A 20765-nucleotide genomic window follows, 5' to 3' on the forward strand; every position below is an offset into this window, starting at 1 on the left:
TCACGTTCTCAAACACGGCCCAGCCCTCGGCGGCCTGCGCCGAGGGCATCCGCGTTCGCCGGGCGATGCGGCGTCACGCGTCCGCGGGCACCGCGGAGGGCCGGCCGGTGGCCCAGGACGGGAGGTACTCGATGCGGACGACGGCGCACGTGATCGAGACGCCGCCGCCGTGGGCCACGATCAGCACGTGGTCGCCCGGGCCGACTTCGCGTGTTTCGACGAGGTGGTTGAGGCCCACGATCTGGTCGCTGACCGTCATGTGCCCGAGTCGGCGCCCGAGTTGGAGCAGCCCCTGCTCGGTGCGGAGGCCCATGGGGGCGAGGATGCCCTTGAGGTAGCTCTCGCGGCCGGTGAAGATGTGCGCCACGCGGGTGATGTCGGCGACGTCGAGGCCCGCCTCGGCGATCGTGCGCAGGGCGAGTTCCGTCCGGAGTTCCCCTTGGCGTCCCACGGCCTCGGAGATCGCCTCGTCCTCGGGCACGGCCGCCGCCGGCCGGTCCTCGGCGTCCGCGTCCACTGTCGTGACGGGAGGGAACTCCTCGTCGCGGAACCGCTCTTCGACCTCGGCGGTGGAGCCGCTGCTGATCGACAGGAGCCGGGCGAAGCCCGGTTCCTTGGTGAGCACGACAGCGCTCGCCCCGTCGCCGAGGACGCCGTTCTCCAGGGATGCCCAGCGGTTGAAGTGCGGGGTGCTGAGGTTGTCGGCGCCCGTGACGAGTGCGGCGGCGCGCTCGGGGACGGCCCGGAGGTAGCAGGCGGCGAGTTCGAGGGAGCCGATCAGGCCGTTGCATGCCTGGCTGACCTGGTAGGAGGGGATGTCCTGGTCGGTGATGTGGCGCAGGATGTAGTGCTGGGGCGACCAGCCCCCGGGCCCCTGTCTGTGCATGCAGGCGTGGATGTGGAGGACGAGGTCGTGGGGGTGGCTGCCGGCGCGTCCGGTCGCCTGGCGTGCCGCGAGCACGGCCATGTCCGGCGGCGGTGTGTCGCCGGCGACGGCGGCTCCGGTCCACCCCTGGAACTCGTGGTCCTCGGGGTCGTACAGGCCCAGTTCCACGGCTTTGCCCGCGTCCAGGACGGCGGGGACATGGACGCCGAGTCCCGCGATGTACAGGTCGGGTGTCTTCACTTCGCGGACGCTCCTTCCGGCGCGTGGTCGGCCGTGGTGGCGGCCTTCGTTTCGGCGACGGCCCGGGCCAGGGAGTCGACGGAGCTGTCGCGGAGGACCTTGACCATCGGCAGCTTGACCTTGAGGCGGCGGTCGATCTCGTTCCTGAGCTGGACCGCCATCATCGAGTCCATGCCCATCCTGCTGAGCGGCCGGCTCGCGTTCAGCCGCTCCGGGTTCAGGCCGAGGATGGCGGCGGCCAGCTTCGTCACCGTTTCGACGACCCCCGGATCCGTCTCGTCCCGGGGTGCGGGGACAGGCGTGATGTGACGTGGTGCCGTCCGCGCCGGGGCGGGCCGCGCCGGGGCGCGGTCGAGGAGTTCGCCGAGCAGCGGGACATGGGCCGCCTCGGGATGGACGCGTGCCCAGGACGGCCAGTCGATCCGCAGGACGACGCGGTGCGAACTGCCTTCGGCGAGGATGCCGCCCAGCACGCCGAGCCCCTCGTCGGGCGAGAAGCTCGCCATGCCGTGGGGGACGAGGCTGCGGCCGGTGTCCTCCTCGTGGCGGGCGATCATGCCGACGCCGTCCCAGTAGCCCCAGTTGACCGAGGTGGCCGGGGCGCCGGCGGCGAGCCGGTGGTGGGCGAGGGCGTCGAGGAACGCGTTGCCGGCCGCGTAGCCGCCGAGCAGGGGCGATGACAGGACGGAGGAGCCGGAGGAGAACAGGACGAACATGTCCAGGGGCATGTCCTGCACCAGCCGGTGGAGGTTCCAGGCTCCTGAGACCTTCGCGCTGAGGAGGGCTTTCAGGTGCTCGGGGGTGGTGTCGGTCACCGGGACGGAGTCGTAGGTCCCGGCCGCGTGGAACACGCCGCGCAGCGGTGCCTTGCCCCGGTGGGCCCTGTCGGCGAGGAGCGCCCGCATGGCCTGGTGGTCGGCCACGTCGACGGCCGCGTACTCGACGTCGACGCCCCGGCCCGCGAGGTCGCGCAGCGGGCCGGGGTCGGGCAGGGAGGTCCGGCCGGTCAGGAGGAGGGTGCGGGCTCCCTGGTCGGCGAGCCAGGACGCGAGCCGTGCACCGATGCCTCCCGCGCCACCGGTGATGAGGTAGGTACCCGCGGGGCGCACGGGTGCGGAGGACACGGGTTCCCGGTGGCGCGGTGCGGCGGGCAGCACCTCGTCGGGGAAGGCGATGACGGCTTGGACGCCGCGCTGACCGGACGTGCCGGTGCGCTGGATGATCCGGCCGGCTTCGGCGGCACCGACCTCGCGGTGGGGCAGCGGGGAGAGCTCCCCCTTGCCGACGACTTCGGCGACGGCCCGCAACACCGAGCCCGCACGCCCGGGCTGATACCGCATCAGGTGGGCGATGTCGACGGCGTGGAGGGAGAGGTTGGGTGCGGGAAGGGTCCGGTCGAAGGGCGCGGCATCGACGTCTTCGGGTCCGGTGAGCTCCACGAAGCGGCCGTAGGGTGCCGCCAGCGCGAGGTCGGCACGGCGGCGTGCGGCCGTGCTCAGGACGGTGTCGAATCCGGGTCCGCCGGTGACCGTGCGGTCCGTGACGTGCCGGGCGCCACGCTCCGTCAGCCGCTGCCGCTCGTCCGCGCTCGTGGCGACGGCGTGGACGTCCGCGCCCAGCCATCGGGCCACGTCGACCGCGGCCAGATCGACTCCGGTGCTCGCCGAACGCACCAGTACGCGGTCGCCCTTCCCGACGCGGGCGACGTCGTGGAGCGCGTAGTACGCGGTGAGGTAGGCCCTCGGCAGGGCGGCCGCCTCGGCGGGCGTGACACCGCTGGGCAGCGGCGCGGTCAGGACCGCCTTCGTAACGACGTGCGAGGCCGTCGCGTTCTCGGCGAGGGCGACGACCAGGTCGCCGACGGCCACGTCGCGCACGCCGGCCCCCACGGCGACGACCGTCCCGGAGCAGCCCGTGCCCAGTGCCGGGTCCTCGCCGGAGGGGGCGTCGGGGTGGTCGAGGGCGGCGTGCGAGACTCGGACGGCGACTTCGTCCGCCCCCGGCGCGGGCGGCGTGAACGGGGTCAGCCACCGGTCGCCGGGGGTGCCCGGCCGCGGAAGGGAGAGCCGCACGGCCGCCGTCGGTCCCGGCTCCGCGGAGGCCTTGCCGCGCGCGACCAGGCGGGCGACTCGGCGCGTGCCGTCCCGCAGCGCGAACTGGTCCTCGTCGTCCGGCCCGAGGAGGTCCGCGACCAGGGCCTCGACGCTCGTGAGGTTGCGGTCGAGGTCCACCAGGCGTGTGCGCAGCTCCGGGTGCTCGGCGGCGAGGGTGCGTCCCAGGCCCCACAGCAGCGCCTGGAAGGGGGCGACGTGGCGGTCCTCGGGGGCGACACGCTGGGCGTGGCGGCTGACCAGCCACAGGCCCGGGGCGCCGGGGTGTTCCCTGGCGGTCAGGGCCTGGGCGAGGTGGACGACGCTGCCGCAGGAGAGCAGTTGGGCCCGGTCGATCTCCTTCCCCGTGGCCTCGCGTCCCGCTGTCGCGTCCAGGGACCACAGGTGCACGATGCCCCGGAGCGGGCCGCGGTCCGCGATGTCGTCCAGGACCGCGGCGTACTGCGCGGGGTCGGCGGGGTCGATGCGGTACCGGTCGCCGGCGGCCTGGTAGCTCGCGGCGGCGGTCACGACGACGGTGTCCTGGCCCTCGGCGGCGAGTCCCCTGGCCACGGCGCGTCCGAAGGGGCCGCTGTCGCTGAGGAGCACCCAGGTTCCGCGGCCGGTGGGCGTGGTGGCAGGGACGGTGCGGGGCAGCGGCGTCCACCGGAGTTCGTGGAGCAGGCTGTCCAGGTCGTCCTCCGGCCGGGCGGGGGCGGGTGAGCGTACGGGGGCGGCGTTCACGGGGGCCTCCTCGAGTGCCGGGGCGTGGCCGGCGAGGTACTGGATTCGGGCACCGCGCATCTCGGCGAGGAGGCGGCCGGTGGGGTCGGCGACGCGGATGTCAGCGGCGAAGGAGTCCTCGCGCGCGGTCGGGACCAGGCGGGCGTGGCTGAACACCTCGCGGCCGGGCCGGTGGTAGGAGCGGTACTCGTCGATGCCGCCGAAGACGAAGACGCTCTCGGTGTCCGCCACCGTGCGCGGACGGGCAGCGGTCATCACATGGCAGGCGGCGTCGAGCAGCGCGGGGTGGAAGTGGTGCTCGGCAAGGGCGGCGCGCAGTCCTTCGGGGCTCTCGACGCGTGCCAGCGCCTCGCCGTCCCGGCGCCACAGTTCCGCCAGCCCCCGGAACACGCCGTTCCACTGGTTGCCGCGTTCGGCGTTGTAGGGGTAGAACTCGGCGGCGTTCTGGTGTGTGGGAAGCGTCTTCCGGACGGCCGCCAGGTCGACGGCAGCCGGTTGGTCCGGTTCGTGCAGGGCGCGGGCCGTGGCCTCGGCGTGCAGGACCCACTGGGCCTCGCCTGCGGATCGGCCGAGGACCTGGAGCTCCAGGCCTTCCTCACCGTCGACGGCGCTGACCCTCAATGTGGGGGCGGGGCCGTTCCCGTCGAGGTAGAGGGCCTGGCGGTAGTGGACGTCGGTCAGCGCCACCGGTCCGTCACCGAGGAGCTGACGGGCGGCTTCCGTGAGCAGTTCGAGATAGGCCGTGCCGGGCACGATGACGGTGTCCTGGATCCGGTGGTCGGCCAGGTAGGCGTTGCGGTGCGGGTCGAGCGGGCCCTCCCAGGTGGTGGTGCTGCCCGCGGCCGCCGTACGGGTCCCCAGGAGCGGGTGGCCGGACGCGGTGTCGAGCCGGGGTCGCGCGGGCGCCGTGGGAGCGGGCGTCCAGTGCCGGGTGCGCTGCCAGGGGTACGTGGGCAGCGGCACGCGGCGGCCGCCGTCCACGACGGCCGCGAGGTCCAGCGGCACTCCTGCGGTGTGGAGGTTCGCGGCCGCCGCCAAGAGGGCGGTGCGTTCGCCCTCGTCGCGGCGGAGCGAACCGACCGCGGTGGTGGTCTCGCGGCCGGCGGCACGACCGGTCTCCTTGACGCCGTTGACCAGCACGGGGTGAGGGCTCATCTCGATGAACACGGTGTCGCCGGTGTCGAGTCGGCGGCGCACCGCGCCGACGAAGTCGACGGGTTCCCGGAGGTTCCTGGCCCAGTAGCCGGCGTCCATGCCGGTGCCGTCGACGACCTCGCCGAGCAGGGTCGAGTGGATCGGGACGACGGCCCGGCGCGGGGTGAGGTCCTTCAGCGCGTCCAGCAGGTCGTCGCGGAGCGCGTCCGTCTGCGGGGAGTGCGAGGCGAAGTCGACCCTGACGAGCCGGTTCGGTGTCCCCTGCGTGTCGAGTGCCGCCAGGACCTCGGCGAGGGCGTCCGCGTCCCCGGCGAGCAGCGTCGAGAAAGGGCTGTTGGCGGCCGCGACGGAGACGGTGTCCTCGTGGCCGGCGAGGGCCCGGGCCGCCTCGTCGGCGGGCAGCGCGACGACGGCCATGGCGCCGCGGCCGGCCAGGCGCTTGGCGATCCGGCTGCGGCGGCAGATGACGGCCGCGGCGTCCTCGATGCTCAGGGCTCCCGCGATGTACGCCGCCGCCGACTCGCCCATGCTGTGGCCGATGACGACGTCGGGCTCGACGCCCCAGGAGCGCCACACCTCGGCAAGGGCGATCTCCATGGCCCACAACGTGGGCTGGACGACGTCGAGTTCGGCGAGGCGTTCCTCGCGGCCGTTCCGCAGGAGGTCGATGACCGACCAGCCGGTCTCGGCCCGGACCGCGGCGTCGCACGTCCGCATGGCTCGGGCGAACACCGGCTCGCCGTCGAGCAGTTCACGGCCCATGCCGATCCACTGGGAGCCCTGGCCGGGGAAGACGAACGCGACCGAGGGGCGCCGGGCGGGGTCGGTGTACTCCGACCAGGACAGGGAGGGTTCGGGGTCGTCCTGGGTGAAGGCGGTCAGCGCCCGTACGGCCTCCTCGCGCGAGGAGACGGGCAGCGCCAGCCGGCTGTCGAAGTGGGAACGGTGGAGAGCCGCGCTGTGGCAGATGTCGCGGAGCCGGTGCGCGCGGCCGTCCTCGCCGGCCAGGAACCGTGCGACGGACGCGGCGAGCGCCTTGAGCGCCTCGGGGGTCGCGGCGGAGAGGGTGAGCAGTTCCGGGCGCTCCTGCGCCGGGTCGTCCGCTGGCGCGGGGGCGGGCACGTGTTCCTCCAGGACGACGTGGGCGTTGGTGCCGGAGATGCCGAAGCTGTTGACGCCCGCGAGTGCGGGCCTGCCGGTGTCGGGCAGCGGCGTGCTCCCCGTCGCGACGGTCAGCGGAAGCGTCGTCCACGGGACGGCGGGGCTGGGTTCGTGGAAGTGCAGGCTCGCCGGGACGACGCGGTGTTCGAGGCAGAGCACGGCCTTGATGAGCCCGGCGATGCCCGCCGCCGCCTCGCTGTGCCCGATGTTGGTCTTGACCGAGCCGACGAGCGCGGGGCGGCCGGCGGGCCGGCCGGTGCCCAGGACCTCGGAGAGCGCCTGGAGTTCGACCGGGTCGCCGACGGGGGTCCCGGTGCCGTGCGCCTCCACGTAGTCCACGTCGGCCGGGTCCACGCCCGCGTCGGCGTACGCGCGCACGAGCACGTCGCGCTGGCCCTCGACCGCGGGGGCCACCATGTAGCCCCCGGACCGGCCGTCGTTGCCCACCGCGGAGCCGCGCAGGACGGCGCGGACGCGGTCCCCGTCGGCCAGGGCCTGGGAGAGGGGCTTCAGGATCACGGCGGCGATGCCCTCGCTGCGGACGAAGCCGTCGGCGGAGGCGTCGCCGAACTTGCAGCGGCCGTCCTTGGCGAGCATGCCCGCGCTGGAGTACGCGACCCCGATGTCGGGCTGGAGCAGCAGGTGGGCCGCGCCCGCGACGGCCATGCGGCATTCGCCGGAGCGCAGTGCCTGCACGGCGTGGTGCACCGCCACCAGGCCCGAGGAGCAGGCCGCGTCGACGGTGAGGCTGGGGCCGCGGAGGTCGAAGGCGAAGGACAGGCGCCCTGACGTGGTCGCGCGCAGGCCGGCCCCCGTCATGTCGTACAGGTCGAAGCGGTCCCGTGCGGCGCGCTGCACGTGCCAGTAGTCGTCGCCGATCTGGCCGATGTAGACGCCGGTGTCGGAGCCGGCCAGCACGGACAGCGGGACGCCCGCGTCCTCCAGGGCCTCGTGGGCGACCTCCAGCAGCAGACGCTGCTGGGGGTCCGTCTTGTCGGCCTCGCGCGGGGTGATGCCGAAGAAGCCGGCGTCGAAGTCCGTGACCTGCCCGACGAAGCCGCCCCACCGGCTGACGGTGCGGCCGGGGGTGCGCGGGGTGGGGTCGTAGTGCGGGCCGACGTCGTAGCGGTCGGCGGGGATCTCGGTGATCGCGTCGGTGCCGTCGCGCAGGAGCGCCCACAACTCGTCGACGGTGTCGGCGCCGGCGAACCGGCCGGCCATGCCGATGACGGCGACGGGTTCGGCCGGCTCCCGCTCCGGTGTGCGGCTGGGCTTGTCGTGCACGGGCACGGTCTGTTCCTCGTGTCTGGGTGGGTGGCCTCGGGGAGGCCACGCGGAGTGGTGCTGTCCGGACTGCTGCTGGGGGCTCGGGGGCGGGGCTGCGGACTCAGTCCTGGCGCCGGGTGACGGCCAACCGCCGGTCCGCCCGCTCCTGGACGGCGTCCAGGTCGTGCTCGGTCTCGGCGTCGGGTGTCGCGTCGGGCAGGTCGTCCTCGAGCCGCCGCAGCGGCCGGTGGACGAGGCCGAGGGTGCCCCAGGCGGCGATGCACAGCCCGCACACGATCATCAGCAGGGCCATGCCGCGTCCGGGACCGGTGCCGAGCACGTCGCCGAGTGCCGGATGGCCGCGCAGGACGGGGGCGAACACGCCGTCGGCGAGCGGGCCCGCCGCGAGGAAGCCGATCGGCTGGGTGGCGAGCGCGAGCATGACGTTGGTGGCCATGACCCGGCCCTGGAGTTCCTGTCCGACCTTGACCTGGATGATCGACAGCCAGTGGGCGTTCATCACGGCCATGGCGCCCATCCGCAGCGCGAGGCCGGTCGCCACCACGGGCAGGGACGCGTGCAGGCCCATCACCACCGTGCCCGCGCCCACGCCGAGGGTGGCGGCGATCATGCCGATGGCCCGGCGCCTGGTGCCGCCCCAGGGGATCATCAGCAGTCCCCCGAGCACGCCGCCCGCGCCGCCCACCGTCGTCACCAGGCCGAGTTGCGCGGTGCCGGCGAAGGAGAGCACGAGTGGCTGCACCGCGACGAAGACCACCGAGGCGAAGAGGTTGAGCACGGCGGCGAAGCCGACGAGCAGCAGCAGCGGCCTGCGCCGGACGACGAAGCGCCAGCCCCCGGTCAGTGCCCGCCCGAAGGACTCCCGCCGGCGGGGGAACATGCGGTCGGGGAAGCGGACGGCCAGCAGGGACGCGATGCCCGCGGCGAACGCGCCCACCCCCACGCCCACGACGCCGGACACGCCCGCGAACGCCACGAGCACGCCGCCCAGGAGCGGGCCGACCACGGTGGCGAAGCCGAGTTCGAGGCCCACGAGCGCGTTGGCCTGCGGCAGATAGGGCTTGGGCACCAGCTGGGCGGTGGCCGCCAGGTACGCGGGCCGGTGGAAGGCGGTCGCGACCGAGGTGACGGCCACGATGAGGCACACGCCCGCCAGGGACATCCGGCCGGTGGCCAGGAGCACCGCGAGGGCGGCCATGGCGAGTGCGCTCGTGCCGTCGGCCGCGATCATGACGCGGCGGCGGTCCACCCGGTCGGCGACCGTTCCGCCGACCGGGGTGACCAGGAGTGCGGGCAGGGTGGCGAGCATGGTGACGAGCGCGAGGTCCAGCACGCGGCCGCTGCGCTGGTAGGCCCACACCCCGAGCGCGAACATGCTGAGGCTGCCGCCCAGCATGGACAGGAACTGCCCGGCGGCGACCGTGTAGAAGGCCCGCAGGCCGGTGGGCCGCGCGGCGCCGGTCCCGGCGAGCGGCCGGGGCAGGCGTCCTTCGGTCCAGTCGGTGATCCGGGCCGCGAGCAGGGCGGCGAGGGCAGTCGCCTGGTGCCGCAGGAAGTAGTGCCCCGCCTTGGGGATGGTGGCGAGTTCGACCCGGTCGGCGAAGGCCCCCCATTCGCGGTGGCGCTCCTGGTACAGCTCGGTCGAGCGGTCGGCCTCGCCCACCACGCACAGGACGGGCGCGGCCAGCGCGGCGCGCGGCGCGGCCAGTTCCCTGGCGTACCACGCACGGGCCTCGGCCGAGTCGTGCCGCATGGCGCGCAGCGCGGTCCGCGTGGTCGCCTCGTCCATGTCGTCGAGGATTCCGCCGGTCGTGCGCAGGACGTCGCGGTAGTGCCGGCTGGAGGCCCAGCGCTCCAGCGGCAGGACGCGGTTGACCCAGGCGGACGTGCGTCCCGGCAGCCGCGCGGACGGGAAGTTGCCCGCGACGGCCACGCCGAGCACGTCTCGTCCGGCGGCCTCCAGCCTGCGGGCGAGTGCGACGGCGGCGGCGGATCCCACGGAGTGCCCGTAGACGACCAGGGGCCCTGCGACGGTCGCCTCGATCTCCGCGGCGAGCCGTTCGGTGAGTTCGTCGAGCGGCAGGAACTCCTCGGCGGGGCGGGCGGGGTCGTGTCCCGGCAACTCGGCGGCGAGGAGCGCCAGATCGTCCGGCAGTGCCGCGGCGAGCGGCTGGTAGACGGCCGCGGACCCGCCGCCGTACGGGACGCAGACCACCGTGGCCCTGGGGTTCGGCGACCCGCTCAGGCGGTGCAGCAGACGGCCCTGCCCGGTGTGGGACGCGTCGAGGTGTGCGGCCAGTTCACGCACGGTGGGGCGGGTGAACATGTCGATGACCCGCAGGCCGGGGTCGCAGGCCCGGACGGCACGGACGGCGGTGAACGAGTCGCCGCCGAGCGCGAAGAAGTCGTCGTCGATGCCGACGGCGGGCAGTCCGAGGACCTGTGCCCACACCTGGGCGAGACGGTGCTCGGTGGGGGTGCCGGGCAGGACGCGGTCCCCGGCGTCCTGTGCGGCGGGGCGCGGCAGGGCGGCCCTGTCGACCTTGCCGTTCGGTGTGAGCGGGAAGCGGTCGAGCACGGTGAGGGTGGCGGGCACCATGTACTCGGGCAGCCGGTCGCGCAGTCCGGTACGGACCTCGCGGGAGTCGAGCCGGGTACCGGGGTCCGGCACGACCCAGCCGGCGAGGCCCTGCTGCCGCCCCTCGCCGACGGGCAGCACCACGGCTTCGGCGACTCCGGGCAGCCCGCGCAGGGCCTCGGCGACGTCGCCCGGTTCCACCCGGTAGCCGCGCACCTTCACCTGGTCGTCGACGCGGCCGCGGAACTCCACCCAGCCGTCCGGCCGCATTCGCAGGAGGTCGCCCGAGCGGTACAGGCGCTGCCCGTCCGCGGTCACGAACCGCTGCGCGGTCAGTTCCGGTGCGCCGATGTAGCCGCGGGCGACCCCGGGGCCTCCGACGAGGAACTCCCCCGGTATGCCGGCGGGCAGCGGGCGGCCGTCCCGGTCGGCGAGGAAGCCGGTGGTGTTGGGGATCGGGCGGCCGAGCGGGACGATGCCGGCGCGCAGGCCCTCCGGTACGTCGTCGACGTCGCAGACCGTGCGGACCATGGTGGATTCGGTGTGCCCGTAGTGGTTCTGCACCCGCAGTCCGGGGCGGGCCGCGCGGGCGCGTTCGACGATGGACCAGGGCAGTGCCTCGCCGGCGAACATCAGCAGCCTGCGCGGCAGGACGGCGCCGATGTCGCCGTGGGCGGCGAGCAGTTCGAAGTGGCTGGGGACGAGCTTGATGACGTCCATGGGGTTGCCGGCGAGGTAGCGGGCCAGCGCGGCGGGGTCCATGGCCGTCTCGCGGGCCACGAAGTGGAGGGTGCCGCCGGTGGTGAGGGCCGCGTGGAAGCAGGTGTGGGCGAAGTCGGCCGCGATGGTGGACATCACGGCGTAGACGCCGCCGTGGACGTCCTCGCCCAGTCGTTCCAGGACGCCGTCCAGGTAGTCCGTCACGCCGCCGTGCTCCACGGCGACGCCCTTGGGCGTTCCGGTGGACCCCGAGGTGAAGATGACGTGCAGCAGGTGGCCGGGGCCTACCGGGACGTCGGGCCGGTGCTCGGGGCGGTCCCGGAGCACGTCCGGGTCGTCGAGGACGACGACGTGCCTGCCCTCTCCACGGACCGCGTCGGCGAACTCCCGCACGGTCACCACGGTGCGGACCCCCGCGGTCCCCAGGATCGAGGCGATCCGGCTCGCGGGGTACATGGCGTCCAGGGGGAGGTAGCCGGCGCCGGCCTTGAGGACGCCGTGGAGGGCGGCGGGCAGCGCCACCGAGTGTTCCAGCAGGACGGCGACGGGCTGGTCGGGAGTGACTCCGGCGGCGATCAGCGTGTGGGCGATGCGGTTGGCCGCGCGGTCGAGTTCGCCGTAGGTCAGCCGTCCGTCGGGGGCCACGACGGCGAGCGCGTCGGGGGTGCGGTCGGCCCACCGCTCGACGAGCGGGTGCAGGGTGCGGGGCGGGTCCTCGCGCACCGGGCCGCGCAGCACCGAGTCGGCGGTGGGCGCCAACGCGGCCTCGCTCACACGCCCTTCGGGGTCGTCCAGCATCCGCGCCAGCAGGTTGCCGTACCAGGAGGTGACGGCCCGTACGGTCTCGGCGTCGAAGAGGTCGCTGCGGTAGTTGAGGGTGCCGGTGAAGCCGGCGGGCCCTTCGGCCAGGGTGAGGTGGAGGTCGGACTTGGCGGAGAGCACGGGTCTGCTCACGGCGTCCGCCTCCAGTCCCGGGAAGGCGGACGGTTCGTCGTCCAGGACGATGAAGTTGAACAGGGTCTGCACGATGGGGGCGGTGGTGGCGCTGCGGTCGGGACGCACCCGGGCCACGAGCCGCTCGAAGGGCACGTCGGCGTGGGCGAACGCGTCCAGTGCCACCTCCCGGGTCCGCTGCAGGAGTTGCGTCCAGGTCGGGTCGCCGGACAGGTCGGTGCGCATGACGACGGTGTTGACGAAGCAGCCCACCATGGCGTCCGTGCCGGGGTGGCGGCGGCCCGACTCGACCACGCCCACCGGCACGTCGGTGGTGGCGCACATGCGCGACAGCAGTGCCTGCCAGGTCGCGAGGAAGACCATGAACGGGGTGCAGCCGGTCCGCGCGGCGAGCGCCCGGACCCGCTCGGCGCGGTCGGCGGCGATCTCCAGGTCGACCTCGCCGCCCTCGGGGCCGGCGACGGCGGGCCGGGGGCGGTCGGCGGGGAGGTTCAGCTGGGGCGCGAGGCCCGACAGCCGCTCCTCCCACCAGTCGAGGTCGTCGGCCGGTTCGGGGCGGGAGGCCAGCCAGGCGGCGTGGTCGGTGTGCTGTGCCGGGAGCTCCGGGGCCTCGCGCAGTCCGAGCCTTGCCGCGTACAGGTGCGGCAGTTCCGCACGGATCAGGCCCATGGACGTGCCGTCGATGGCGATGTGATGGAACGTCAGCGCGAGCACCGAGACATCGCCGGTCCGGAACAGCGCGGCGCGCATCGGCGGCCGCCGCGCCAGGTCGAACGGCCGGTCGGACTCGGCGGCGAGTGCCGCCTCCAGGTGTTCCGGCGCGACGTCCTCGGCGAGCACCGGCACGTCGTCGGCGCCGCCCACGACGGTGACGGGTGCCCCGTCCCGTTCCTCGATCCGGCCGCGAAGCACCTCGTGCCGCTCGGCCAGGTCCCGGACGGCGCCGAGCAGGGCCTGCCCGTCGACTGATCCGCGCAGCCGCAGGACGACGCGGGCGTGGAACGCGGCACCGCTGGTGCCGAGTTGTTCGAGGAACCACAGCCGGGCCTGCGCGGAGGTGAGCGGCACCGGCGCAGACGGGTCGGTGCGGCGCGGCAGGGTGGCGGCGGGTTCGGCGAGGGCGGCGGCGAGCCGCTGCTCCAGCAGCGCGCGGGTGCGTTCCCGTGCGTCGGTCGTGGTCATGCGCGCGTCTTCTCCGAGAGCCCCGGCTCCCATGGCGTTCATCCTTCGGCAAGCGTGTGTGCTGTGAACTTCCGGCAGGTCCGGCACCGGGGCCTCAGGGACCGGGTGTGCCGGACGGCGGCCGTGTGGTGATCCTGAGGCGGCCGATCGCCTCCTCGGCCCGGCGCACCGCCTCGGCGGGCGTCGCGGCGCAGCTGAGGGCGTACGCGCTGCGGTCCTGGGAGCTGCGGAGCGTCTCGACCCTCGCGCCGGGCCGTACCAGGACCTCGCAGTGGATGACGTCGGGGACGGCGTAGGCCTGGGTCAGTCCGTCGACGCTCTCCACCACGCCGGGTGCGGCGTGGGTGAACCGGACGGCCGCCGCCCGCTTGGGGTGCCGCGGCAGCGGCTGCGGAAGCGGGCGGCCCTTGAGCAGGGTCCAGTAGGCGCGGACGAGTTCGATGTCGTAGGCCCACTCGATCAGGTCGACGATGCTGTCGCCGGGCAGGCGGCCGGCGCACTCGATCAGATAGGGCGTGCCGTCCTCGACGATCCACTCGCAGTGGACGACACCCGTGCCGAAGTCCGTGGCCGTCACGATCCGCCCGGTCTGCTCCCGCAGCAGGGCGTCGAGATCGGCGGGCAGCTCGGCGGGGACGAGCTGCCCGCGCTCGACGGGCCGGGGCCCGGGGAACATGACCTCCTCGGTCACGTTGCCGAACACCACGCGGCCGTTCGAGACCAGCAGTTCCACGCTGAAGGGCCGGCCGCCGACGTGGTGTTCCGCCACCATGCGGACGGCGACGTCCCGGTCCGGCATGGAGGCTCCGTCCCGCTGGGCCGCGCACTCCGCGAGGCTGCCGGACCAGGCCTCGTCGGCCTCGTCGGCGGACCGCAGGATGCGCGCACCGAGGGAACCCTGCAGGTCGACCGGCTTGAGCACGACGGGCCCGGGGTGCGCCGCCATGAACGCCCGCACCTCCGCCGCACTGGCCACGGCCTGCGACGCGGGGTTGGGCAGTCCGGCCCCGCGGGCGGCCTCCCGCAGCAGCGACTTGTCGCGCAGCAGCCGTGCCGCACCGGAGCCGGTCCCGGGCAGCCCGTACCGCTCGGCCAAGCGCGCGGCGAAGTACGTCGCGTACTCGCCCGTGGGCCCGACGGCCGCGGGGGCCAGATCGGGGTGGGCGTCGAAGAACTCGTCCGCGGCACCTTCCCGTTGGTAGGGCCACTCGATCAGTTCGCGGATCACGGGCACGGCCCGCGCCTGGTCGCGGAGCCCGCGCTTGCGGACGACGTCGGGTTCCTCGACGACGATCACCGAGCCGTCGGGCTCGAAGCCTCCCACGGCGAGCAGGGACGCGTAGGTGAAGCCCACCAGGACCAGAGGGCACGATGAGCCGTACGCGGGAAGGGTGTTCGGCGCCGTCATCGCGACTCACCGTCCGGCTCGGCCGCGAGGCGGTCGAGCATCGTCAGCTCCACGTGCTCGGCAAAGTCGGCGAGCACCGGGCGGTCGAACAGCGCCCGCACCGGCAGCCGCTGGCCCAGGGCCTCGCGGAGCCGGCCCATCACCCGGGTCGCGGAGAACGAGTCGCCGCCGAGCCGGAAGAAGTCGTCCTCGCGTCCGATCGCGTCGGTGCCGAGGACGTCGCCCCACACCTTGGCCACCAGCTGCTCCATCATCGACTCCGGGGCCGTGGCCGGCCGGTCCGCCTCGGCGGGTTCCGGCAGCGCGGCGCGGTCCGTCTTGCCATTGGGTGTGGTGGGGAAGGCGTCCATCAGCACCCAGCGGCGCGGGACCATGTAGTCGGGCAGCCGGGCGGCGAGATGGCCTTCGAACGACGTGTGCCCGGGCGTGCGGGGCACGACGTAGCCCACGAGGTGCTTCTCACCGTCGGGGCCCGCGACGACGACGGCCGCGTCGGCGACGCCGGGGTCTTCGCGGAGCACCGACTCGATCTCGCCGAGTTCGATGCGGTGGCCGCGGACCTTCACCTGGAGGTCGGTGCGCCCCAGGAATTCCAGCTGCCGGCCCTGCCACCGGACGAGGTCGCCGGTGCGGTAGCACCGCTCGCCGCCGGGGCCGGTGACGAAGCGCTCGGCGGTCAGCTCCGGACGGTGGAGGTAGCCGTCGGCCACGCCCGCGCCGGCGATCCACAACTCGCCGGCGCTGCCGGGCAGGGCGGGTCTCCCCCACCGGTCGACCACGTGGACGCGCGTACCGGGGATGGGGCCGCCGATGGGGACGGCGTGCTCGTCGGCGGGGTGTTCGACGCGGCCGATCGTGGAGTAGACCGTGGTCTCGGTGGGCCCGTACGCGTTCCACAACGCGCCGACGCGCCCGGCGAGTTCACGGGCGAGTACGGGGTCGAGCAGTTCGCCGATGCTGATCACCCGCATCGCGGGACGGTCGGCCCAGTCGGCGGTGTGCAGCAGGCGCAGTGCGGTCGGGGTCGCCGTCGCGACCGTCACGCCGGTGCGCTCGATCCAGTCGGCCAGGGCGTGGCCGTCGGCGGTCGTGTCGCGGTCCGCGAGGGCGAGCCGGGCGCCATTGGCGAGCGTCACCCACAGCTCGTAGCCGAACACGTCGAAGGTGAACGGCACCACACCGAGGGTGACGTCGTCCTCCGTCATGCCGGGGCTCGCCGACAGGGCGGCGACGAAGGCGGCGAGATTGGCGTGGGTGACCTCCACGCCCTTCGGCCGCCCGGTCGAGCCGGAGGTGAACAGGACGTAGGCGACCTGCCGCGGATCGGGCTCCGGCAGGTCGGCGGTGAGGGCCCGGGCGGCGGCTTCGTCCACGTCGGTCACGTCGATCACGGTGACGCCCGGCAGGGCGCCGGCCACCGCGGAGGCGGTGCCGTCCGCCAGGACGCACCGCACGCCCGCGTCCTCGGCCAGGCGCGCCAGCCGGTCGGACGGGTGCTCGGGGTCCAGCGGCACATAGGCCGCGCCCGCGCGCAGGACGGCGAGCAGCGCGCCCGGCAGCCGCCGTCCGCGGGGCAGGCAGACGCCGACCGGCTCACCGGGCCGGAGGCCCTGCTGGGCGAGAACGGCCGCGACCTGCCCCGACCAGGCGGCGAGTTCGGCGTAGTCCACCGTGCCGTCGGCCGCGACGACCGCGACGGCGTCCGGCCGGCGGCGGGCCTGGTCGAGGACGGCGGTGACGACGGTGGCCGGGCGGCCTTCCGGCAGGGCGTGGCCCGTGGCGGCCGAGCGCAGTTCCGCGCGGTCCGCGGCCGAGAGCGGGTCGAGTCCGAGGATCGGCCGGTCCGGCTCGCCGAGCGCGGCCTCGATCAGTGCGATGTACCAGCGCGCCCAGCGCCGTACGGTGGCCCGGTCGAACAGGCCGGTGCGGTAGGTCAGCGTGCCGGTGAACCCGGTGCCGTCGTCGACCAGGGCGAGCGAGAGATCGGTCTGCGCCGCCTCGCGCGCCGTGTCGACCGGCGTCGCCGCCAGGTCGGCGAACCGGTCGGTCGCCGCGGGCAGGCCGATGACGTTGAGCACCGCCTGGAACAGGGGGGTCGAGTCCGGGTCGCGTTCCGGGCGGAGTTCGCGCACGACCTCCTCGAACGGCGTCTCGGCGTGGTCGAGGGCTTCCAGGACCCGGGCCCGGGTGCGCAGCAGCGCGTCCTTGACCGTGGGGTCGCCCGACAGGTCGCCGCGCAGCACGAGGGTGTTGGCGAAGCAGCCGACCATGCGTTCCGTGCCGGGCCGGTTGCGTCCGGACACCGGGACGCCGACCGGCACGTCCTCGGTGCCGGCCAGCCGGGCCAGCAGCGCCTGCCAGGTGGCCAGCAGCACCATGAACGGCGTGCAGTCCAGTTCCGCGGCGACCTTCCGCAGCCGTACGGCCAGATGCGCCGGGAGCACGACCGGCTCGGACGCTCCCGACCAGCCGGCCGCCGGGCCGCGCGGCCGGTCCACCGGGAGGGCGACCGGGGTCAGGCCGTCCAGGTGCGCCGTCCACCAGGCCAGGTGCGCGTCCGCGTCCGCGCGGTCGCGCCCGGTGCGCTGCCACTCGGCGAGGTCCGCGTACTGGACGGTGAGCGGCTCCGGAGCGGGGCCGGTGCCGCGCCGCGCCGCGTACAGGGCCGACAGGTCGTCCAGGACGGTCGTCCACGACCATGCGTCCACGGCAATGTGATGCACCGTCAGCACAAGGACGTGCTCGGCGGCGGACACCCGCAACAGCAGGGCCCGCAGGGGCGGTTCGGCGTCCAGCGCGAACGGGCGCGAGGTCTCGGCGCGCACGGCGGCACCGACCTCGTCCGCGGCGGCCCCGGTCACGGGCATCGCGAGGGACTCGGGGGCGGCCGGTACGGCCACCGGCCCCGCCTCCGTCTCGGCGACGACGGCACGCAGCACTTCGTGACGGGCGCCGAGGTCGCACACCGCTGCGCGCAGGGCCTCGACGTCGAGCGGGCCGCCCAGCCGCAGCGCGACGCTGGTGTTGTAGGCGTCGCTGTCGGGACGCAGCCGCCACAGGAACCACAGCCGCTCCTGTGCGGGCGACAACCGGACCGGGGCGCCGGGGTCCTGGCGCCGGGGCACCGGCCCGGACACCGCCGGCCCCTCCGTGCGGCGCTCCAGCTCGGCGGCCAGGTCGCGCAGCACCGGCCGTTCGAAGACGACGCGCACCGGCAGCCTGCAACCGGTGGCCTCGGCCAGCATGCCCACCATCCGGGTGGCCGCGAAGGAGTGACCGCCGAGCGCGAAGAAGTCGTCCGCCGCGCCGACCCGGGGCAGGCCGAGAAGGGCCTCCCAGACCCGGGCCACCGCCTGCTCGGCGTGCGAGGCCGGTGCCGCAGGGGCGGTCCCGGGCTCGACGGGCCGCGGCGCCTCCCGCAGGGCCGCCCGGTCGGGCTTGCCGTTGGGGGTCAGCGGGATGCCGGTCACCACGACGATCGCGTCCGGCACCATGTGGGCGGCCAGCGACTCCCTCAGCCGCGAGCGGATCGCGTCCGCCCGGATCGTGCGGCCGGGGGCGGGCACGACCCAGCAGGCCAGCCGCCGCTGGTCCCCGTCCCCCTCGGGCAGGACGACGGCGTCGGCGACCTCGGGCAGCGCTCGCAGCGCGGCGGTCACCTCGCCGGGTTCGACCCGGTGGCCGCGCACCTTGACCTGGTCGTCGGTGCGGCCGAGGAACTCCACCTCGCCGCCGTCGCGCAGCCGGACGAGGTCGCCGGTGCGGTACCAGCGCCCGCCGTCCGGGCCGTCCACGAACCGCTCGGCGGTCAGGTCCGGGCGCCCCACGTAGCCGCGGGACACACCGGGCCCGCCGAGCAGCAGTTCACCGGGGACGCCGGCCGGCCGGGGCCGGCCCGCGCGGTCCACGACCAGGCCGGTCACATTGGGCAACGGGCGGCCGAGCGGCACCAGTTCGGTGCGCCCCTGCTCGGTGACCTCGTCCACGTCGCAGACGAGCGACATCATGGTCGCCTCGGTGGGCCCGTAGTGGGTGTGCACGCCGAGACCGGGCCGCACCCGGCGGACCTCCTCCACCAGGGACCACGGGCAGCCCTCCCCGCCGAGGACCAGCAGCTTCGCGGGCAGGACGGCGGCCAGGTCGCCGTGGCGGGCGAGCATGGCCAGGTGGCTGGGGACGAGCTTGACCACGTCCACCCGGTGCCGCGCGAGGTACGCGGCGAAGGCCCGCGGGTCGGTGGCGGTCTCCCGGTCCGGCAGGTGGAGGGTGCCGCCGGTGAGCCACGCGCCGTAGAGGCAGGCGAGGCCCAGGTCGGCGGCGACCGTGGACACGATCGCGAAGGACCCGCCCGCGACATGGGGCATACGCGCGGTCAGACCGGTCACGCAGTGCGCCAGGTTGCCGTGCGTCACGGCCACGCCCTTGGGCGCGCCGGTCGATCCGGAGGTGAAGACGACGTGGGCCAGGTGTTCGGGGGCGATCCGCACGGCGGGGCGCGTGTCGGGCCAGGCGTCGGAGGCGGCACCGGGTTCCACGACGTCGGCGAACCCGCGGACGCGGTCGGCGGGTTCGCCCGTCGTCACGACCAGCCGGGCGCCCGCGGTGCGGAGCAGGGCGTGGATGCGGGCGGCGGGCCAGGCCGTGTCCATCGGCAGGTACGAGCCACCGGCCTTGAGGACGGCCAGCACGGCCGTGGCGAAGCCGGTCCCGGGGTCCAGCAGGATGCCCACCGGCTGGTCCGGGACGACGCCGAGGGCGATGAGCCGGTGCGCGAGCCGGTTGGCCCTGGCATCCAGCTCGCGGTAGGTGAGGGAGCCGTCCGCCGCGGTCACGGCGGTCGCGTCGGGGCGCTCGTCCGCCTGGCGTTCGACGAGCACGTGGACCGGCACTTCGGCCGGTTCCGCGGCCGGGCCCGCCAGGGCGGGACCCGTCGCCGGTTCCAGGGGGATGTCGCCGACCGGACGTCCCGGGTCGAGGGTCATCGCCTCCAGCAGGGCGAGGAACCAGCGCACGATCCTGTCCGCGGTGCCGGGCTCGAACAGGTCGCGCCGGTACTCCAGCCGGCCGTTCAGCCCCAGGCCCGGGCCTGAGTCGGCGAGTTCCATGCCGAGGTCGAACTTGGCCGTGCGGGGCGGCACGTGCGACCACTCGGCCCGTGTGCCGGGCAGCGCGGGCGGCGCCACCTCGTCGTACAGGTTGAGCAGCACCTGGAAGACCGGGGTGGCCGACAGGATCCGCTCGGGGCGGAGCCGCCGCACGACGTGCTCGAACGGGACGCGGGAGTGGCCGAAGGCGTCAAGGGATCCGGCCCGCACGCGGGCGATCAGGTCGCGGCCGGAGGGCTCGCCGCTGAGGTCGGTGCGCACCACGACGGTGTCCAGGAAGCAGCCGACGACCGGCTCGCTCGCCTCGGTGTGGCGGCCCGCGTGCGGTACGCCCACCGCGATGTCCGTGGTGTCGGCGAGCCGTCCGAGCAGGGCCTGCCAGGCGGCCATGAGCACCATGAACGGGGAGGCCCCGGTCTCCGCGGCGACCGTGCGCACCCGGTCCGCGGTCGCGGGCGGTACGGCGACCGGTGCCGCCGCGCCCGGCCAGGCCGATTCCAGGGTCCGCGGGCGGTCGGTGGGCAGGTCGAGCACGGCGGGCAGCCCGGCCAGCTGCGCCGTCCACCAGTCGAGCCCGTCCGGCGCGTCCGGCGCACCCGGCTCATCGGGCCTGTCGTGGGCCAGGTCCGCGTACTGCGGTGCCGGGGGCAGCGGTTCGCCGTCCCCGCGCCGGACGGCGTAGAGGGCCGCCAGGTCCGCCATGAGGATGCGCTGGGACCAGCCGTCCGTGGCGATGTGGTGCAGCGTCATGGCCAGCACCCAGCTGCCCGGCGTGCGGAACACCACGGCGCGCATGGGCGGTTCTGCCGTGAGCCGGAACGGGCGGCCGGTCTCCTCGGCGAGCGCCGCGTCCAGCTCGTCCGCGCCCAGGTCGGTGACGGTCACCGGGACCTCGGCGGCCGGGCGGGTCCGCACCAGCGGCTCGGGGCCGTCCGCGTCGACGACGCCGCGCAGCACCCGGTGCCGCTCGGCCAGGTCCCGCAGGGCGCCGGTCAGCGCCGGCTCGTCCACCTGTCCGGTGAGCCGCACGACCACGGGCACGTTGTACGCCGCGCTGTCCGGTTCCAGCAGCGAGAGGAACCACAGTCGGCGCTGCACGGGCGACAGCGGGGCAGGCCCTTCCGCGGCGGCGGTCGCGGGGAGCGCCGTTGCCCGGGCCACGGCTTCGCGGCCGGCCGCGAAGCGCACCGTCAGCTGTTCGCGCAGGCCGTCGCCTGTGTTGCTCATGTTCCTCTTCTTCGTTCTTTCGCCGGGC

At 74.9% G+C, this 20765-nt stretch carries 5 protein-coding genes; all 5 read right to left on the reverse strand.

The features are described 5' to 3' along the window. Nucleotides 1-73 precede the first annotated feature (73 nt). Nucleotides 74-1126, reverse strand: a complete 1053-nt coding sequence (locus tag ACIP9H_RS15835; protein ID WP_401959453.1) for a ketoacyl-ACP synthase III family protein — start codon at nt 1124-1126, stop codon at nt 74-76. Then, a complete protein-coding gene (locus ACIP9H_RS15840; RefSeq protein WP_401959455.1) occupies nt 1123-7566 on the reverse strand; it encodes an SDR family NAD(P)-dependent oxidoreductase in 6444 nt (2147 codons plus the stop codon). The genes ACIP9H_RS15835 and ACIP9H_RS15840 overlap by 4 nt, the downstream gene beginning before the upstream one ends. A gap of 97 nt (nt 7567-7663) precedes the next feature. Further along, complete coding sequence (locus tag ACIP9H_RS15845) at nt 7664-12997, reverse strand: amino acid adenylation domain-containing protein (protein ID WP_401592216.1); 5334 nt, start codon at nt 12995-12997, stop codon at nt 7664-7666. Between the two features lie 94 nt (nt 12998-13091). Further along, the gene (locus tag ACIP9H_RS15850; protein WP_401592214.1) at nt 13092-14405 is read right to left on the reverse strand and encodes an ATP-grasp domain-containing protein; all 1314 of its coding nucleotides are present in this window, start codon (nt 14403-14405) and stop codon (nt 13092-13094) included. Continuing rightward, on the reverse strand, nt 14402-20737 hold the full coding sequence (locus ACIP9H_RS15855; protein WP_401959457.1) for an amino acid adenylation domain-containing protein: 6336 nt from the start codon (nt 20735-20737) through the stop codon (nt 14402-14404). Before ACIP9H_RS15855 ends, ACIP9H_RS15850 begins: the two co-directional genes overlap by 4 nt. Nucleotides 20738-20765: the final 28 nt, after the last annotated feature.

The sequence above is a fragment of the Streptomyces sp. NPDC088732 genome, assembly GCF_044751205.1.
Classification (GTDB): domain Bacteria; phylum Actinomycetota; class Actinomycetes; order Streptomycetales; family Streptomycetaceae; genus Actinacidiphila.

Excerpts from the sequence above, each read along its gene's own strand:
- ACIP9H_RS15845 (WP_401592216.1), bottom strand. The coding sequence starts at position 12,997 with ATGACCACGACCGACGCACGGGAACGCACCCGCGCGCTGCTGGAGCAG.
- ACIP9H_RS15850 (WP_401592214.1), bottom strand. The coding sequence starts at position 14,405 with ATGACGGCGCCGAACACCCTTCCCGCGTACGGCTCATCGTGCCCTCTG.
- ACIP9H_RS15855 (WP_401959457.1), bottom strand. The coding sequence starts at position 20,737 with ATGAGCAACACAGGCGACGGCCTGCGCGAACAGCTGACGGTGCGCTTC.